The sequence below is a fragment of the Leptolyngbya sp. AN10 genome (genome assembly GCF_050565645.1).
Lineage (GTDB): Bacteria > Cyanobacteriota > Cyanobacteriia > Leptolyngbyales > Leptolyngbyaceae > Leptolyngbya.
Window position 1 is genome coordinate 30,827 of the sequence record NZ_JBNXVP010000022.1, and the last position, 17,063, is coordinate 47,889.

At 47.3% G+C, this 17,063-nt stretch carries 16 protein-coding genes; 7 read left to right on the forward strand and 9 right to left on the reverse strand.

Features of this window, described 5'->3' with window-relative positions; genetic code table 11:
- Positions 1-121: 121 nt before the first annotated feature.
- The 4 genes from ACQ4M5_RS26430 to ACQ4M5_RS26445 form a co-directional block, all read right to left on the reverse strand.
- A complete protein-coding gene (locus ACQ4M5_RS26430; RefSeq protein WP_430678721.1) occupies positions 122-6,091 on the reverse strand; it encodes a choice-of-anchor I family protein in 5,970 nt (1,989 codons plus the stop codon).
- 199 nt (positions 6,092-6,290) lie between these two features.
- Complete coding sequence (gene recG / locus ACQ4M5_RS26435) at positions 6,291-8,771, reverse strand: ATP-dependent DNA helicase RecG (protein ID WP_430678722.1); 2,481 nt, start codon at positions 8,769-8,771, stop codon at positions 6,291-6,293.
- A 17-nt stretch (positions 8,772-8,788) separates the two neighbouring features.
- A complete protein-coding gene (locus tag ACQ4M5_RS26440; RefSeq protein WP_430678723.1) occupies positions 8,789-9,232 on the reverse strand; it encodes an NUDIX hydrolase in 444 nt (147 codons plus the stop codon).
- Entirely contained in the window at positions 9,229-9,600 is a 372-nt protein-coding gene (locus tag ACQ4M5_RS26445; protein WP_430678724.1) for a hypothetical protein, read from the reverse strand. The genes ACQ4M5_RS26440 and ACQ4M5_RS26445 overlap by 4 nt, the downstream gene beginning before the upstream one ends.
- A 239-nt stretch (positions 9,601-9,839) precedes the next feature.
- Between ACQ4M5_RS26445 and folD the strand changes: the two genes are divergently transcribed.
- The 7 genes from folD to ACQ4M5_RS26480 all read left to right on the forward strand — a co-directional run bounded on the left by folD (position 9,840) and on the right by ACQ4M5_RS26480 (position 13,791).
- Positions 9,840-10,715 (forward strand): bifunctional methylenetetrahydrofolate dehydrogenase/methenyltetrahydrofolate cyclohydrolase FolD, encoded by an 876-nt coding sequence (folD, locus tag ACQ4M5_RS26450; RefSeq protein WP_430678725.1) that lies wholly within the window; start codon positions 9,840-9,842, stop codon positions 10,713-10,715.
- A 40-nt stretch (positions 10,716-10,755) separates the two neighbouring features.
- On the forward strand, positions 10,756-11,679 hold the full coding sequence (gene crtE / locus ACQ4M5_RS26455; protein WP_430678726.1) for a geranylgeranyl diphosphate synthase CrtE: 924 nt from the start codon (positions 10,756-10,758) through the stop codon (positions 11,677-11,679).
- A 22-nt stretch (positions 11,680-11,701) separates the two neighbouring features.
- The gene (locus tag ACQ4M5_RS26460) at positions 11,702-12,202 is read left to right on the forward strand and encodes a divergent PAP2 family protein (RefSeq protein WP_430678727.1); all 501 of its coding nucleotides are present in this window, start codon (positions 11,702-11,704) and stop codon (positions 12,200-12,202) included.
- 6 nt (positions 12,203-12,208) lie between these two features.
- Positions 12,209-12,688, forward strand: coding sequence for a GNAT family N-acetyltransferase (locus tag ACQ4M5_RS26465; RefSeq protein WP_430678728.1), 480 nt, complete (start codon positions 12,209-12,211; stop codon positions 12,686-12,688).
- 72 nt (positions 12,689-12,760) lie between these two features.
- Positions 12,761-13,174, forward strand: a complete 414-nt coding sequence (locus ACQ4M5_RS26470; RefSeq protein ID WP_430678729.1) for an acyl-CoA thioesterase — start codon at positions 12,761-12,763, stop codon at positions 13,172-13,174.
- Positions 13,175-13,243: 69 nt separating this feature from the next.
- A complete protein-coding gene (locus ACQ4M5_RS26475; RefSeq protein ID WP_430678730.1) occupies positions 13,244-13,498 on the forward strand; it encodes a colicin E3/pyocin S6 family cytotoxin in 255 nt (84 codons plus the stop codon).
- Positions 13,499-13,500: 2 nt separating this feature from the next.
- Complete coding sequence (locus ACQ4M5_RS26480; protein WP_430678731.1) at positions 13,501-13,791, forward strand: DUF7683 domain-containing protein; 291 nt, start codon at positions 13,501-13,503, stop codon at positions 13,789-13,791.
- 200 nt (positions 13,792-13,991) lie between these two features.
- Here ACQ4M5_RS26480 and ACQ4M5_RS26485 read toward each other — a convergent pair whose 3' ends face one another.
- The 5 genes from ACQ4M5_RS26485 to ACQ4M5_RS26505 form a co-directional block, all read right to left on the reverse strand.
- Positions 13,992-14,351 carry an AAA family ATPase gene (locus ACQ4M5_RS26485; protein ID WP_430678732.1) on the reverse strand — a complete coding sequence of 120 codons (360 nt, stop codon included), beginning with the start codon at positions 14,349-14,351 and terminating at the stop codon, positions 13,992-13,994.
- 241 nt (positions 14,352-14,592) lie between these two features.
- Positions 14,593-15,066: a type II toxin-antitoxin system VapC family toxin gene (locus ACQ4M5_RS26490; RefSeq protein WP_430678733.1), complete on the reverse strand. Its 474-nt coding sequence runs from the start codon at positions 15,064-15,066 to the stop codon at positions 14,593-14,595.
- Between the two features lie 13 nt (positions 15,067-15,079).
- A complete protein-coding gene (locus ACQ4M5_RS26495) occupies positions 15,080-15,781 on the reverse strand; it encodes a hypothetical protein (protein WP_430678734.1) in 702 nt (233 codons plus the stop codon).
- A gap of 15 nt (positions 15,782-15,796) precedes the next feature.
- Positions 15,797-16,123, reverse strand: a complete 327-nt coding sequence (locus tag ACQ4M5_RS26500) for an MgPME-cyclase complex family protein (protein ID WP_430678735.1) — start codon at positions 16,121-16,123, stop codon at positions 15,797-15,799.
- 36 nt (positions 16,124-16,159) lie between these two features.
- The gene (locus ACQ4M5_RS26505) at positions 16,160-16,882 is read right to left on the reverse strand and encodes a pyridoxine 5'-phosphate synthase (protein ID WP_430678736.1); all 723 of its coding nucleotides are present in this window, start codon (positions 16,880-16,882) and stop codon (positions 16,160-16,162) included.
- Positions 16,883-17,063 lie beyond the last annotated feature (181 nt).

Genomic DNA, 17,063 nt, shown 5'->3' on the forward strand with positions numbered 1-17,063 from the left:
AGATGAATTTTTAATCGAGTTGAGCGATCTAAGTTCTATCACAAGATAGATACACTGACAGAAACAAAAAAACGGATGCCGCGACGACTCACGACATCCGTATAAATACTCAGTAAGTTAATTAGACCGCTGCAAAGCTCGATCGAGTGAGTTGATTCGCTTGCACTCCAATCAATGTCGTTAGAACTTCATTGTTCCGCGTCAGTTGAATCAGCGTATTGTTCGCTGCTCCACCTGAACCTTGAACGATCGAGAGTTGTTCAAACCTCAGATTGCCTGCCAATCCGATTCGATCGACTCCTACTTCAAAGTCTTCAATCACATCTAAACCATCCTGGCGACGAATCACGAACGTATCGCGACCCGCACCTCCGACTAAGCGATCGTTGCCGATTCCGCCAAACAGCGTATCGTCACCGTTACCGCCCCGGAGAATATCATCACCACTCAAGCCGTACAGGGTGTCATTGCCCCCTAAACCATTGATGATGTCGTCTGAACCATTAAAGCCATCTACGACGTTATCAAGCTGATTTAGGAAAGTTACAGTGTTGCGATTGAAAACGGTGCGACGAACCATATCCGCATCGAACACATCGAAATCATCGGAAATCGATCGCTGTCCGTCAAATCGAATATTTCCGATGTCGATCGAGGCTCCCGTCCGTCGCTGTAAGTTGTCGAGATTCTCCAGTCGGAAGTCTTTGAGGATCACTTTTGGACTGTTTGCAGCAATGAAAGAAATTTCGAGGTCAGTTCCACTTTGATTCAGTTGGAGATTTCGCGCAGTCAAATCTGCTCCGGTAAATTTCAGCGTATCAACTTCTGCGATCGTGTTCCGATTAGGATTTGAACCTAGACCAACTCCGCCAAAATTCTCGATTGTTGTACGATCGCCAGCGCGAATCTCAAAGGTTTTTTGTCCGCCTTTTCCATCCGGTTGAGCAAAGGTAAACCGCGAAACTAGAGGATCATGATCGCTCGTTTGATCGGCAAATTCAGAGTTAATCCGAACGACATCAAACTTCGCGTCACCCTCAATGAACAGGTTTCGGCTCACTAAAATGTGATCAAGTGCTTGCGAATTGCCCTCGAAATTGTAGTTGTACCGCTGATTTACAGCTAACGTGTCATGGAGATTGACAAGCGACTGATCGCCTGTGAGAACATCCAGCGGATCAGAGAATGGAAAATCATTGAGGTCGCCCGTGACAATGACATTGGCGTTCTCATTTTGGGCAAGTAAGCGATCGACAAAGTTCTTGACGATTTGCGCTTGCTCAATTCTCTGAGCTTCGGTGGTTAAAGTCGGCGGCTGGAATCTTCCAAATAACGGCTGATCGCCCCCTTTAGAATTGAAGTGATTGTTAATCACAAACACTTGATTGCCACCGTTAAAGCGAAATTCTCCAACAAGCGGTTTGCGAGAATCATCGAAAGCAGGATTCGTCGGATCAATTCGACCAGGACTGAAAGAAAGACCATCTCGATCGACAGTCGTATTGGTAAGAGAATCGCCACCTGCTCGATCGACAAAGCTGACGCGCTCTGGATTGAACAAGAATCCAACTCGAATGTTGCTTCCAGGTTGTCCGCCGTCTTGATTGTTCACCGGATTGATCTGGCGATATTCGTATCGAGGACCTCCAGCAGCTACGATCGCATCAATCAATCGCTGATAAGTCAGAGTTGCATCAACGACACCATTGTTCTGTGAGCCATTGTTATCCTGAATCTCTTGAACATTCAGAATGTCCGGAGTCTTCAGACGGTTAACAATCTGATCAGCTAAAGCACTGAACTTTGCAGCACCACTAGAAGGACTGAGATTTTCAACATTGAATGTAGCAACAGTGAGTTGATTGATTCCACCTTCTAGAGTAGTTGTCTCGCGATCTAGATTGCTAGAAGTCACCCCAGGTAGAGCTTCAGTGTTCAAGAGTTTGAAATTACCGAAGCTGTAATCAAGAACTCCGGTAACACTGGAAAAGCGATCGCCCACATTTACATCTGGGGGATTGGATACGATCGCATCATCAATAATGATTCGTTCTGGATTGAAGTCACCAGGCTGAATAATGATGCCGCCTCGATCAGTCCGAAGAGAACTATTCGTACCATTGTCTGCTAGAACAGCAATCTCACCAAAATTATTCGTTGGACTAACGGCAACTGCATCATTAACTCTGACGCGCATTCCTTCCAAGCTTTCATAGAAATCAATTCCATTGATGTTTGGATTGAACACTGAGCCTGGATTTTCAACGCTGCCATTGACTGCACCGCTGCTAATAATTTGATTTGGTGGAATGCGTCCCCCAGTTCCGATCGTGGTTGCATCCGGTAGCAGATTGTTGCTTGAAAGAATTCTGAAGGTCGCAGCAGGACTTCCAGCACCTCCGATTTGAGTGGTGCTTAGATTCGTGCTGTTTGCTCCACCTGGACGGAATTCGCTCACAGTTCCACTCACTTGAACTGCATCGCCAACTTTAACTGTTGGAGCCGTATTCGTGAAAATAAATAGACCTTCAGACGTTGCTGCATTGGTATCTGGATTCGGATCTTGAATGTAGAATCCATTGCTGCGAAGTGCAGTTACAATGCCACCGACATTGTTCACGGTTTGACCTTCAAACGTCGATCGATGAGCCGTTCCCTGAATGTCACTAATCCGAGTCGGCGGCGTGAACTCAAAGATCGAAGTGGTTTTACTAACCTCATTCGTGAGAACAAGAAGCGGCTTACCATTCGGGCTAATGTTGCCGGGAATAAAGTTCAGTCCTTCAACGCCTGAATCAGTTACGCCTGTAGTTGGATCGAGCCTGAAATCACGCGGATTCACATACTCAACAAACACAGGTTTTTGCGGGTTCGTGACTTCGTAAATCATTACGCCGCCAATTCGCTCTAGTCCGATGAAAGCATAGATGCGATCGCCAACTGTCCCCAGCACAACGCCTTCCGGTTCAGGTCCTTTGTTATCGCTCCGAGTGTCAAAGGTGTTAGCACTGTTATCAGAGTTAAAGTTTGCCGGGAAAGCTCTGGCAGTAATTTGCTCTAACTGATCGCCGCTATCAAACACCAGCTTACCGCTATCATCCCAAATCGAGAACGATCGACTTCCAAGCGTTTGAATCTGCTCGAACAATCCATCTCCGTTTAAATCTCCGGTAGCTCTTGTAACCGTCAATCGTCCCAAGTTCGCATTCTGTTTCAGTTCACTTGCATTCGGGAAAACAGTCGGATCAAGTTGGTACGAACTATCACCCACGCGCAGTTCTTCAGCAAATCCGGTGTAATCTCTCGCATCTCCTTCGTTTGCGGTGATTAGATAAGTCTTGCCGCCCACTTGGAAAGATGCGATCGCATCCGGTTGATACATTCCAAACACCGGAACATTGCGAATATTGATCGCATTATCCCGATCGCTTGGATCGATACCATTCCCAGGTTTGCTGTGATCCTTTAATCCAAGCGGAACAATGTCTAATACTTGAGCCGTATTGATATCAACAACTGCGATCGCATTGTTCTCTTGAAGTGTCACCCATGCTGTTTTGCCATCTTCAGAAACAGTGATGTACTCCGGCTCAAGATCCTGAGCGACTGTTGCATTCGGTCCATAAATCCGAATTCCTTTGGCTTGGAGTTCCGCTTTACGATCGTTAAATCGCTCAAATCCTGCTGTCTGAATAGTTGCATTGTTCACACCATTCGACAGATCAATAATGCTGATCGAACCGACTGGATCAATCGAATTCGCCTGATTATAGCTATTCGGTTCGCCTTCGTTTGCAACCAGAATCTTCTTCCCATCAGGCGTAAAGGTCAGCATATCGGGAACTGCGCCCACTGCCACCGCTCTGAGGAAATCACCCGCAGAATTGTAGAAGACCACTTGCCCCGAACCTGTTCGATCAATGCCATCGACTGCGATCGCAACAATGCCATCTCGAATCGTGACACTGTTTGTTGCACTTCCAAAAGCTGATAAATCCAACGTTTTCGCCAACTTTGGATTCGATGGATCACTGAGATCTAACACTTGCACCGAAGTCCCGCCACCGATTACAACCAATTGTTTAGTTGCAGAATCATAAGCTGAGATTTCCGAACCATTCCCCGCAAATGTTCCAAGCTTCTTCAGCACACTAGACCCTGTGATAGTCGGTTCTGGTGCAACTGATAGATTGCGAATCCGCCGATCTTCTGTAGGAGCAACATCAGCCGCATCGAAATTCCCGATCGCTTTCAGATATTCCGCAAACGCATCTTGCTCTGTTCCATTCGCTGCAAAGGTCGCATCTCCAGTTCTTGCCGCATTCGGATCAAGCAATTCCACCCGATTCGCCAAAGTTGGATTTGCAGCAAGAATTTGCGGGAATGGATAACCATCTCCACCTGTTGCGGCTCCAGGTGCGCCCACCAAAAAGCTTAATGTGACCATCCGGAATGTTCGAGTCGGATCACCGATTACTCGTCCCCCTCGCACAACTTCATCGATCGCATTGCCATTCGCATCCGTAATCGACAGAGATTGCACTCGATCGCCTGCAACCGTCGCGGTTCGTGCAGTCCGATTTGGATCAAAGCTGAACTGAAATCCTCCAATCTGCGGAAATGCTCCCGGTGTTGCACCCGGACGAACTCCAGCAACACCATGCTCGATTAAGTCTTTCAGTTGAGCCGCTGTAACGGTTACTAGCGTGAGCGAATTGTTAAACCGCAGCGAATTTTCGATATCAAGCTGAGAAACATCACCTGCTTGCTTATTCGCTAATTCATTTGCAACGGTTGGTAATCGATCGACCGTTCCCGTAGCTCCCCCTGCACCGCTCACAACTCCAATGTTGTCCCGAATCCCACCGCCATTTTTCAGCGAAATGACAACATTCGGATCAGTTCGTCGTGCAACAAATAGATTTGCATCAGCGGTTAAGTTTCCTAAGTTCGTTTCCTGAGTTCGCACATCGTCACGGGTTCCATTGAGAAACACATCAGAGCGACCAAAAATTACAGCATCTTTCGGAACAATCACTCGATCGCGTAATGCTTCTACGATCGCTGCCACTTCTGGATCAGGTGTTCCCGGATTCGTCGCAGTCAAAGCTGTAACACTTTCCGCATCGGTCGCAAACGCACCATTAATCAGTGGATCAAGTTTGGAAAGATCAATTCTGCCTTGATCATCAAATTCAGCAACCAATCGCCCAACATATCGATAGTTCGCCGCTGTATTGAGAACGAGAACATTTCCGGTCGGCGATTGTTCAACTAACGGATAGATATCTCCTGCGGTATCACCTGGACGTAAGCGATCGCTACTATCTGCCAACAACGTATGCGATCCACCTGCGATGATGATATCCACATTCGACAATCGTTTCGCCAATTCGCGCTCAATAAACAATTGCTGCATGTGTGCCATCACTACAATCTTGTTAATTCCAGCAGCAGCAAGATTGTTGACTTCAGTTTGAATGACTTGCGCGAGTGCATCCAATTGTTCCGGGGTAGGCGTTGCTCCAAACGGTTGCGGTGTAATGACAACGCCTGCACCTGGAGAAGAAATTGCGGCAAGGGTTGGAGTCGTTGCGCCAATAATTCCGACACGTTCTCCACCCACTGTGATCACGGTGCTTTTCGCAATGCTGTTGGGTCTGGGAGCTTGCCCGTCAGGAACCACCAAACCGCGTAAAGCAGGATCATTTGCAAAGTCGAGATTGGTGCTGAGATAGGGAAATCTCGTACCGGAATAAGCTCGATCGACATTTAGCAGTGATGCGATCGTATTGGTTCCCAAGTCGAATTCATGATTACCAAACGCTGAAGCCTGAAATCCAATCTCGTTCAGGATAGCAATATCCGCACGTCCGACTCCTTCTTGACCGAGAATTGATCGCAGTGCGGGATCGCTGGAAGCTGAGAAAAATGGTCCGGGAATATAGTTATCACCGGAAGATAAAATCAGAGTATTTGCGTAGTCGTCTTTGAGTGCATTGATAACTGTTGAGAAATTAACAGAATCTGTTAGCGCAGGAATGCCTGCTTCAAAATCTGAAGCGTGCAGAATTTGTAGTTGGAACGCCATGTGAAAAGATTTGTAACAAAAACGACAGAGGATAGAAAAATCCACTGATTCATTCGTCTCATACGAACTTTAAGAACTGGCTAATGCGAATTTAACAGTCCTAAAATCTACGGTTGACTTTATCGCTTTTTGATTTGGGTAAAGTTTCGATGAGGTACGATCGCAAAAAAAATATGACGTTGTTTACGAAATTCTCTAATTAAGTCAGAATTGCGCCGCCCATTAACCTTTGATAGCGATACTCTAATTCGGCTTTCATCGCGTTCCATTTCTCGATCGTGGGATCTTTCTGTATTGTTCTTTCCGCTGCATCCCGCGCCATCTCCAGCACTTCTTGATCTTCCACCAAACTGGCTAAAGCAAAATCTGGTAATCCTGATTGCCGCGTTCCCAAAACCGCTCCAGGACCTCGGAATCGCATATCCATTTCCGAAATAAAGAATCCGTCCTGCGATTGTTCTAAAACTTTTAATCGTTGCTGAGACGTTTCACTCTTAGAACTGCTCATCAATAAGCAAAACGACTGTGATCCGCCTCGTCCAACTCGACCCCGAAGCTGGTGAAGCTGTGATAGTCCAAATCGTTCTGCGTGTTCAATCATCATCACAGTTGCATTCGGGACATCGACCCCAACTTCAACAACCGTTGTAGAGACGAGAATCTGGGTTTTGTTATCTCGAAATTGAGTAATCGCTTCGTCTTTCTCAGCAGAAGTCATTCGACCGTGAAGTAAGCCAACATTGAAATCTGGAAAGACATCTTCTTTTAAATGTTGATGTTCGTCGATCGCTGATTTGAGATCCAATTTTTCGGATTCTTCCACCAACGGCAACACAATATAAATCTGCCGACCTTGAGCAATTTCGCGCTTCATCAAATCATAGGCTTGTTGTCGATCGCGTCCCGTCAACGCAGTCGTTTGAATCGGCTTCCGTCCCGGTGGCAATTCGTCAATCTGACTCACATCTAAATCGCCATGTAACGTTAACGCCAATGTTCTAGGAATCGGCGTTGCAGTCATGGTTAAAACGTGTGGATGTTCGCCTTTTTGCTGGAGTCGGGCGCGTTGTTCCACTCCAAAGCGATGTTGTTCATCAATCACGACTAAGCCTAATCGATCGAAGCTCACCGTATCCTGAATCAGCGCATGAGTTCCAACCAAGAGCGGCAATTCTCCGGTTTGTAGCCCGTTATGAATCTCTCGACGTTTGGCAGCCTTGGTCGAACCTGTGAGCAACTCAACAGGCAAATGAAGCTGATTAAACCATTCCACTAATTTTCGATAGTGCTGTTCTGCGAGAACTTCAGTCGGAGCCATAAATGCCGCTTGATAGCCCGATTGAATCGCCGCCAGAATTGTCAGCACCGCAACAACCGTTTTTCCTGATCCCACGTCGCCTTGAATTAAACGATTCATTGGAATCGGACGCTGAAGATCGTTCAAAATATCGTTCGTGACACGCTGTTGAGCATTCGTGAGCTTGAACGGCAGCAACTTGTAAAAATCATCAATTAGCTTACCTGTAGGTGCGAGAACGGCACTGGCTTGAGTTTGCCGCTGTTCGTATCGACGTTTGAGTAAACCGAGTTGTAGATAGAAAAATTCATCGAAAACTAACCGACGACGGGCAGATTCTAGAGCTTCGGAATCAGTTGGGAAATGAATATTCGCGATCGCTTCCTGAATTCCTACCAATTTATATTCCGTCAAAAGCCCTTTCGGAATTGGCTCACGTAGGTTTGCGATCGCTGGCAATGATGCCGAAACCGCCCGCCGTACCAAATCCGCCCCAACGCCTTCAGTTAAGGGATAAACCGGAACAATCCGCCCAATATTGGTTGAATTCAACGATTCGCCTTCTTGGTCGAGCACTTCAATATCTGGATCTTCGAGGCTAACTCCACCGAATTTGGTTTCTTTAATCAAACCTGAAGCTGCGATCGAAGCTCCTTTCGGATAAAGCCGTTTCTGCTGTTCTTGCCATCCCCGACTCGCAAACCGACTGCCCATATAAAATCGGGTGATCTTCATCTGTCCGCTCGAATCTTGAATCGTCAACTCTAGAATCGTGAGCTTGCTGTTACGCGGACTCGTGAAGCAATTACAGTTTTTGATCGTGGCTACGATCGTCACCGTTTCCCCTGGCTTGAGGTCACGAATATTGACTTGGCGGGCGTAATCGATGTAGTCACGCGGATAGTAATACAACATATCTCGAACATAATAAAGTCCGAGTTTGGCGAGCTTTTCAGCGCTTTTGGGTCCAATTCCAGGAAGATACGTGATCGCTTGAATCAGCGGAATGTCACGGGCTGGAGTTTCGGGAACGGCTGGAGCAGCGGCAATCTTACGAGTCGAAGCTGGCTTTTCTTTAACCGACTTCTCAGCAGGCTTTTCTTTGACGGAAGCTGCTTTTTCTTCAAACTTTTTGACTTGATAAAGAAAGCGGCGAGTTTCAGCGACGAGATGCTGCCGTTGAGCAAATTCGAGTTCTGAATACTTTGAGTATTGATTTGCGATCGCCTGACATTTTTCTCGCTCTACTTTGGGTAATTCTGTACTCGAATCGCTCAAACTCAAATGCAAAAACTCGCTGAAGCGAAATTGATTCCCCTCCAGATCATTAAATCCGCGATCGGCTTCTACCGATAACGCCTTTTGCAACCGCACCAAATCCATAGATAGATCAACTGATCTCAGCCGTTTTTCTTGATGAAGTCTAACAAAATTCGTTGATGAATTGCGCCAAGCGGTCGGATTTGGTTCGCTCGATCGCTAAATCGCTCTCCTTTTTCGATTTGCGATCGCGTAAACAATCCCAAATCCCACCCTTCCAACAAGGTCAAATCTTCGATCGCCACTGTCAACTGAGCTAGGAAAACATGACGAATTGCGCGATCGTCTTCGTAAATTCCAAACTTCTCGAACTCAGCAGGCGAAAAAGAAATTTCCTCTTGCAACTCTCGTACCAAGGCAATTTCTGGAGATTCTTCGGCTTCAATATGTCCACCAAATAATCCCCAGTGCCCTGGATAAGCAATATTCGGGATATTGTCACGGAGTTGTAAGAGGAATTGATCTTGTTTTTGGATGATTGCGATGCTTACAGCGCTCTTCGTGTTCGCGACTTCTGGCTTCATTGCTGCTCAATAAAAACGGTGCTTTGATCCTGACCTGCAAGATCAATCTTTTGCAGCCTTACTGTACCTGAAACCGTGACCGAACTGCCCGTTGCCGGAATCGCTCGACTCGTCACAATCCAAACGCTTCCCGTATCGTCCTGCACTTCATACGCCCGTTGTCCGCCCATTAACGGCGCTTGTCCTTTGATTTTTCCTTCCACCTGAACCACTCGATCGCGCTTCGATCCGACATCCCGAATCTTCACCCGTTCCCCAGGCTGCAACGCCGTAATCACATTCGTCGATGCCACTGGCAAATTCGGGGACGCGCTACACCCGATCGCGCTCAAACAAAGCACCACCAAACCCATTCTTGAGAAACTCATACTTCACCTGCCCTTACCTCTAAACTGTTCCAGCTAGAGAGCGACTCCTTCACAGCGTCTAACCCGATCGCAGCGCACCCGATCGGGCACGAATCTGCGACACTAGATAAGTCGATATTCTAAAAATGCAAAAGTTCCAAATCCAAAACCGGGAAAATCAGAAATCTGAGCAATCTTGGTTCACATTTTGAACGATCTTTACAAGTTTTGGTGAGAAATTTTGCATTGTAAAGGTTCCTATGTCTTCGATCGCTCAACTCCTCGACGGAAAAGCCCTTGCCCAAAAGATGCAAGCTGCGCTCACTGAACAAGTCCAATCGCTTACACCCCAATATGGTCGCCCTCCTGGTCTAGCCGTTCTCATGGTCGGAGACAATCCAGCCAGTGCTGCTTACGTCCGCAATAAAGAAAAAGCCTGCGCCTCGGTCGGGATCGCTTCATTCGGCAAACATTTCCCCACCGAAACAACTCAGGAAGAACTCGCTGCCGTAATCGATGAACTCAATCAAGACGATCGAGTTGATGGCATTCTCGTTCAATTGCCGCTCCCCGATCATCTCGATAGCGTTGCACTCTTAAATCAAATTCACCCGGACAAAGACGCAGACGGTTTGCATCCGATGAATTTGGGGCGACTGGTCAGAACTGAACCGGGATTAAGAAGCTGTACGCCTTACGGAGTGATGCAACTCTTGGAAGAATATGGGATCGATCCGCGTGGGAAGAAGGCAGTTGTGATCGGGCGAAGTATTCTAGTCGGAAAGCCGATCGCATTAATGCTGCTGGATGCCGATGCGACTGTCACGATCGCTCATTCTCGCACTCCAAATCTCTCAGAAGTCGCTCGTGAAGCGGATATCCTCGTCGCTGCCGTGGGTCGTCCGAATCTAATCACCGCTGACATGGTAAAACCGGGCGCGATCGTTGTTGATGTCGGGATCAATCGAATCACCGATGAAACGGGAAAAAGCCGATTAGTCGGAGATGTGGATTTCAATGCGGTACAATCCGTGGCGGGATACCTTACACCCGTTCCCGGTGGAGTTGGTGCGATGACTGTGACCATGCTGTTGCACAATACAGTATGGAGCTATCAACAACGCTTCCAACGTTAAGTGAACTTTACATACGCGCATTGAATCGGAGGAGATCGGAATGGTCGTGACAGGAGAAACGCAATCAAATCAAGCCTCCCAATTTGATTTGAAAGGCTATTTAGCGGCAAAGCAGCAACAAGTTGAAACCGCCCTCGATCGAGCTTTTCCCATCGTCTATCCAGATAAAATCTACGAAGCAATGCGATATTCGCTATTTGCAGGCGGAAAAAGATTACGTCCTGTCTTATGCCTCGCAACTTGCGATCTTTTAGGCGGATCTTCTGAAATGGCACTACCAACCGCCTGCGCTCTCGAAATGATTCACACGATGTCGCTGATTCACGACGATTTGCCCGCGATGGATAACGACGATTATCGACGCGGCAAATTGACGAATCACAAAGTGTACGGGGAAGCGGTGGCAATTCTAGCTGGAGACGGTTTACTCGCCTATGCGTTTGAGCATATCGTGGAAGAAACCAAGAATGTCCCTGCCGATCGCTTAATCAAAGTGATTTCCCGTCTCGGTCGTGCAGTCGGAGCCGCTGGACTCGTCGGCGGTCAAGTGGTCGATCTCGATTGCGAAGGCAAAAAAGATGTCACCCTCGACACTCTGAATTTCATCCACACGCACAAAACTGCTGCTCTCCTTGAAGCCTCAGTCGTCAGCGGTGGCATTCTCGCAGGTGGCTCTGATTCTGACATCCAGCATTTAACTCGATATGCTCAAGCGATCGGGTTAGCGTTCCAAATCGTCGATGATTTGCTCGACATCACTTCGACGCAAGAAGAACTTGGCAAGAGTATCGGCAAAGATATGAACGTCGAGAAAGCGACTTACCCGCGTTTGCTTGGAATGGAAGAGTCGCGCCGCCAAGCAGAACAACTGGTCGAACAGGCAAAAACAGAGGTCTCCGGATTCGGTGAACAAGCTTTACCGCTGATGGCGATCGCTGATTACATTACCGCTCGTAAGAATTAAACTCTATCTACCCTCTAAACGAATGCAGGACTTTGGTGACATTGTTGATAACAGAGTGCTGCTCTTAGCCCTCGTTGCCTGTTTAATTGCCCAAGCGACCAAACTGATCATCGAATTGATCGTGCATCGCAAAGTCAATTTCAAAGTACTGGTTGAAACTGGCGGTATGCCAAGCTCTCATTCAGCACTCGTGACCGCGCTGGCAACTGGAGTCGGATTAACTGACGGTTGGGACAGTACACAATTTGCGATCGCGACGATCGTGGCTTTTATCGTGATGTACGATTCCCAAGGAGTCCGTCAAGCTGCCGGAAAACAAGCCAAAATCCTGAACCAAATTATTGATGAATTGTTCACAGGTGAGCATCATTTCAACGAAGCCCGCCTGAAAGAATTGTTAGGACATACTCCCGTTCAAGTCATTATGGGATCACTTCTCGGTGTCGTGGTTTGCGTCGTCGGAGATTGGTGGTTAGGGGGAAGTTGGCGATCGCTATTCGTTCAAATCGCAGGCGTTCCCTAAAGAGATATGCAGGTTGAACTCTATGCTCCTCAGTATCTTGATGCTGTTGTCCGTCTTTCACTTCGGGCATGGGAGCCTGTGTTTGAGTCGCTCCAGAACTCGCTGGATGCTGAAATCTATGACGTTTTCTATCCCGACGGTTGGCGTGTGAGCCAGCAAAAAGCTGTTGAGGATGTTTGTGCTGATCAAGATACGAGTGTTTGGATTGCGATCGATGCGGATTCTGTGGTCGGTTTTGTCGCTGCGAAACTAGATGCCGAATCTAGCATGGGTGAAATCTACATGGTCGCAGTTGATCCAGAGTTTCAGAATCAAGGGATTGGAAGCGCTCTAATAGAATTTGCGCTCTCCTGGATGAAAGAAGCTGGAATGTCGATCGCGATGGTGGAAACCGGAGGCGATTCGGGTCATCTTCCAGCGCGTCACACCTACGAAAAAGCGGGCTTCGGTTTGCTTCCCATTGCTAGATACTTCAAGAAGCTCTAATAACAGATTCAAGGAATAAAGTTAAATCAGAAATTCTGCGCTAAAACCAGAAGAGCGTCTAGAAATTCCTGTATGTCTGCGATCGTCTACACCGAAGAACGCGAAGTGCAATTACAGCATTGTGATCCGCAAAATCACATGAACAATGTCGTTCACGTGCGATGGATTCAGGACATTGCTCTCGCGGCTTACCGTTCTAAGGGCTATTCCCGCGAATTCGATGAGAAAAATCACATCATCTGGTTTGTCCGACGGCACGAAGTAGATTATCTCTCGCCTGCCTTTGTCGGAGATGTGATTCGATTAACGACTTGGGTGGAGCGTGGTACGCTATCGACTTTTTTCCGGCGGGTTGAATTTGTGCGAATTTCGGATCAGAAAATGCTGTGTCGATCGCTCACCGAGTGGTGCTATTTTGATGCCAACCGCAACCGACCCGCAAAAATTCCAAGCGAGATCAAAGCTGCTTTTCTTTCAGATAATTGACCCCTGATGAGAACTTGCAGTCAGAGAAAATGATAAGCTTAGAACCTATTTTGACTGCACATCCTATCAATGCCGTATATCCCCGCTCCTAAACTTTTGCAGGCTTTTCCTGATGCAAAACCTGTAAAGCCTAAAACTTCTGTTCAAGGAGGGGGCGGATTGAGAAAGCGATGGAAAGATGAGGAGGGAAATATATACGAGTGGGACAGTCGGCATGGCACGATCGAGAAATATGATAGGAAGGGTAAGCATCTGGGTGAGTTTGATCCGATTACAGGCGAACAACTGAAGCCAGCAAATCCTGATTACGAGGTAGACCCATAATCATGACTGACCAAATTAAGGCGCAAGTGAAATCAGCTTCAAATCATAACTCTCACTCAATCATCAGAGTATTGCGCTGGTATGAGAAAAACGGCGATCGCCTAGTGGATGAGGCTGTACTCAATGCGCTGGACTTGCCTGAATTGCAAGAATTGTTTCAAGAGTCTGCGGATAGTCTGATGGTGGACAGCTATCCTGTCTCAGTCGCTCAGGTTACTCGACTACAAAGCGGGCTTGCAGAACGAATTGATCTAAGTGCTTATGATTACTATGTCGAATGCGATGCGGTGTGATTTGCGATCGCGATTTGCAATCAAAATTACTCCCTGTTTATTAGTCTGTCTACTGCAATCAGGCGTTAGTCGCGGCGGTGATAAATAACGTCGAAGCCTTCATCATCCGAAGGTGGCTGAAAATACTTTGTAATTGCGTCAAACTCAGCCTCACTCGTAAACGCTGAACCTTCAGCAAGATCCTTGCTCCGCTCCCATAGCTAGCGCTTGCACAGGTCATCAGAAATATCGACATAATGCAACTCATGATCCGCATTGGCTCGTTCAAATAGCGATCGAAACCAAGCCCGTTGCGTTCTCGTATTTGCAGGAAAGTCGAGGACAATAGAAATACCCTTTAAGAGCAGCGCAGAGATTGGTCGATCGAACGCAGTTCGCAGCCTAGATGAATACTTAACGAAGTCAGGAATATCAACAATTTCGCCAGGAAATAACTGATCTAGCAGTTCATCTTGCACCAGCAAAACCGCATCCTCTCGTCGTGCGATTTCCCTTGCAAGAGTCGATTTTCCCGCCGCCATCTTTCCACAAAAGAAGAACAGCTTTCCTGATTGCAACATCGCGACCAATCCTACTTAAATATCTAGATCATGAAGATCAGCTTGAAAAGCTAACATCTTTTACATCCTGTTTTGAGTCGCTAGTGTATGACTTTTGCGATCGATCCACGATTTTCCGATCGCTTTGAGCTTCCTTCCTACGTAGGTCTGCAAAAATCGCCTCTAAATCATCGTTCAGGGACTTCGCATATTCTTCACGGATTCTGTGAATCTCTTCGACAATCGGATCTGTCCACATGACCTAATCTCCCATGAGTTCGTTGGGTGTGCAAAGAATGGGCAACCGATAACCGGAATCAAGGCTAATTTCAGCCAACTTTCTTTGAATTTGAGCATTGGCTATATGCTTGCAGTTCCACGTTAACAGATAATCCATCTCGTGAATTGTTGCAGCAGCGATATGAATAGCATCTATTCTTGCTTTGGGTGGCAAGCTGCTTCGGCTCAAGAACTGCAAGGCTAAGTCCTGTACGGCTTGGTTTAATGCTAACAAAGGCAGATTACTCAAAAACTCTAGTCGCTGAGTAGCGATTTCAGAGTCTCCTTGGGCTGCTTCGTCAAGTACAGCTTCCGAAGTATAGAGAACGAAAGCATTACGACGAAACTTCCACCAGTCTTTTGTGATCTGCATATTTGCAGCCAAAATTAGATTTTCGGTTGATCTGGCAGTGAGATAGCCCAAAATGCTGGTTTCGATATAGACGGTTTCACTCATGTCGAGTTTGCCCTTACTGACCGCCTACAGGCTGAATTTGAACCACGGGCGTGAGTAAAGTAACTCGATCGCTTCTCACCAACATTGCGGCAAATCCTCGATCGCTTAAAGTCTGCAAAATTGAATTGGCAACACCGCGATCGGTCGTTTGAACTGCCAGTAAATAAGGACGCTGCTCAAATGAAGCCAGTCCAATATTTCGATTCAGAACTTGTCTAACTTGAGCGGCAACTTCAGGACGATTGTAGTGATTGACGATGACTGCAAAACCTTGTCCAAGGCGTTGAGGATTGAAGCCTGCGGAAGCGGTAGCAAGTTCGTTTTGGCGGACAATTGGTTGAGGAGGTTGCTGTCGAGGAACATCGCTTCTGGCAACTTGAGTGCCACCGGGAGGAGTTGCGACAAAGGCTCTGAGGCGAACGGTGTCATTGAGATAATTTGCCCAAGAGTTGGCGGTGTTAGCGTCTTTGTAGCCGCCGACTCGTGTGACCGTTTCACCGAAATAGTTACAGACCGAGACATCAGCAGTGCGAGAGACGACGCTGCGAACCCGCGCTTGGGATTCTGGAGTGCGGGTCACAATCAGCAAGAGAAATTCATTCGATCGAGGAGCTTGACAGTTCGGGAGTTGGGCTTGGGCGAACGGCATTCCACTGAAAGCAAGGGTGACTCCTGCGAGTCCTGAGAAAACCGATTGAAGCGTCGTCTGGGGCATAGAAGTTTAGAGAGACTAAGAAACAGGTTCTAGAGATCCCAGCGGGTTCGGCAATGTTTCCGATTGCTGGTACTCTCCAGTGATGACATATTCTAGACGCAGCTTTAGCCAAGTAATAAACTGTTTGTTGGTCGAGACGATCGCAACACAGGGACGGGGACATTTGGCTTTGGTTTCTGCCATTTCAGGCGCTTCAAGGAACGCAGGTTCTTTGATCACCCAAAAATCGATTTCTCTGCCTTTTTCTTTGTAATCGCGATACCGTTCGTTTAGAACCTCGTCCATTGGTTCTTCTTCCAGCAAAAATTTCTGGCTTGCCAAAACGTAGTAGTAAGTCGTCATATTGATCAGTCCTTTTTCAAAAAAATCCGGAATAACTTAGAGTTCGCCGCGAATGGCTTGTTTCATTTCTCGCACCGCTCGTTCTAATCCAACGAGAACAGCGCGACTAATGATCGTGTGTCCAATATTCAATTCTTCCATGCCTGGGAGTCGTGCGATCGGGTGAACATTCCAATAGGTTAATCCGTGTCCGGCATTAATTCGCAGACCTGCCGCGATCGCGATTTCGCACCCTTGCGACAAAATTTCTAGTTCCTTGGCTTGTCCTTCTTCGGAATACGATCCGGCATATTGTCCGGTGTGCAGTTCGATGAATTTTGCACCTGTGGCAGCCGAGGCTTCGATTTGTTCGGGGTCAGCATCGATAAAGAGACTGACCGGAATGCCCGAATTTTGAAGAGTGCTTACCACTTCGGTCATACGATCGAGTTGTCCTGCGATTTCGAGTCCGCCTTCAGTCGTGACTTCTTCGCGTTTTTCGGGGACGAGCGTGACGTAATCAGGTTTGATATCGAGCGCGATCGACACCATTTCATCGGTGGCAGCCATTTCTAGATTCAGGTGTGTCCGAACTGTTTGGCGCAACAGTTGAACATCGTGGTCTTGAATGTGGCGGCGATCTTCGCGCAGGTGGACGGTAATTCCATCGGCTCCGGCGAGTTCGGCGAGTACAGCAGCGGCAACGGGATCAGGTTCGACAGTGCGACGAGCTTGACGAATGGTTGCAATGTGGTCAATGTTGACACCAAGAGTAGGCAAGGTTTTGTCCCCAAAGCTTCAGGGACTTATTTTATCGTGTCCGTTTGAGATTCTGCGTTTAGACAGAGTAAAGGTTCGATCGAGAATCGTATTCTGAAACAAGATTGAAATTCTTAGTTGAAAGGATGTGTTTTAAGTGGAGTCGTTTATTGCTTGGATCGCCCCTCGAATGAAATTCGGG

Bases quoted from the DNA above. Each gene is read 5' to 3' on its own strand.
- ACQ4M5_RS26500 (WP_430678735.1), bottom strand. From the start codon at position 16,123: ATGACGACTTACTACTACGTTTTGGCAAGCCAGAAATTTTTGCTGGAA.
- ACQ4M5_RS26430 (WP_430678721.1), bottom strand. From the start codon at position 6,091: ATGGCGTTCCAACTACAAATTCTGCACGCTTCAGATTTTGAAGCAGGC.
- ACQ4M5_RS26480 (WP_430678731.1), top strand. From the start codon at position 13,501: ATGACTGACCAAATTAAGGCGCAAGTGAAATCAGCTTCAAATCATAAC.
- ACQ4M5_RS26475 (WP_430678730.1), top strand. From the start codon at position 13,244: ATGCCGTATATCCCCGCTCCTAAACTTTTGCAGGCTTTTCCTGATGCA.
- recG (WP_430678722.1), bottom strand. From the start codon at position 8,771: ATGGATTTGGTGCGGTTGCAAAAGGCGTTATCGGTAGAAGCCGATCGC.
- ACQ4M5_RS26490 (WP_430678733.1), bottom strand. From the start codon at position 15,066: ATGAGTGAAACCGTCTATATCGAAACCAGCATTTTGGGCTATCTCACT.
- ACQ4M5_RS26445 (WP_430678724.1), bottom strand. From the start codon at position 9,600: ATGAGTTTCTCAAGAATGGGTTTGGTGGTGCTTTGTTTGAGCGCGATC.
- crtE (WP_430678726.1), top strand. From the start codon at position 10,756: ATGGTCGTGACAGGAGAAACGCAATCAAATCAAGCCTCCCAATTTGAT.
- ACQ4M5_RS26460 (WP_430678727.1), top strand. From the start codon at position 11,702: ATGCAGGACTTTGGTGACATTGTTGATAACAGAGTGCTGCTCTTAGCC.
- ACQ4M5_RS26495 (WP_430678734.1), bottom strand. From the start codon at position 15,781: ATGCCCCAGACGACGCTTCAATCGGTTTTCTCAGGACTCGCAGGAGTC.
- ACQ4M5_RS26465 (WP_430678728.1), top strand. From the start codon at position 12,209: ATGCAGGTTGAACTCTATGCTCCTCAGTATCTTGATGCTGTTGTCCGT.
- ACQ4M5_RS26440 (WP_430678723.1), bottom strand. From the start codon at position 9,232: ATGAAGCCAGAAGTCGCGAACACGAAGAGCGCTGTAAGCATCGCAATC.
- ACQ4M5_RS26470 (WP_430678729.1), top strand. From the start codon at position 12,761: ATGTCTGCGATCGTCTACACCGAAGAACGCGAAGTGCAATTACAGCAT.
- ACQ4M5_RS26485 (WP_430678732.1), bottom strand. From the start codon at position 14,351: ATGTTGCAATCAGGAAAGCTGTTCTTCTTTTGTGGAAAGATGGCGGCG.
- folD (WP_430678725.1), top strand. From the start codon at position 9,840: ATGTCTTCGATCGCTCAACTCCTCGACGGAAAAGCCCTTGCCCAAAAG.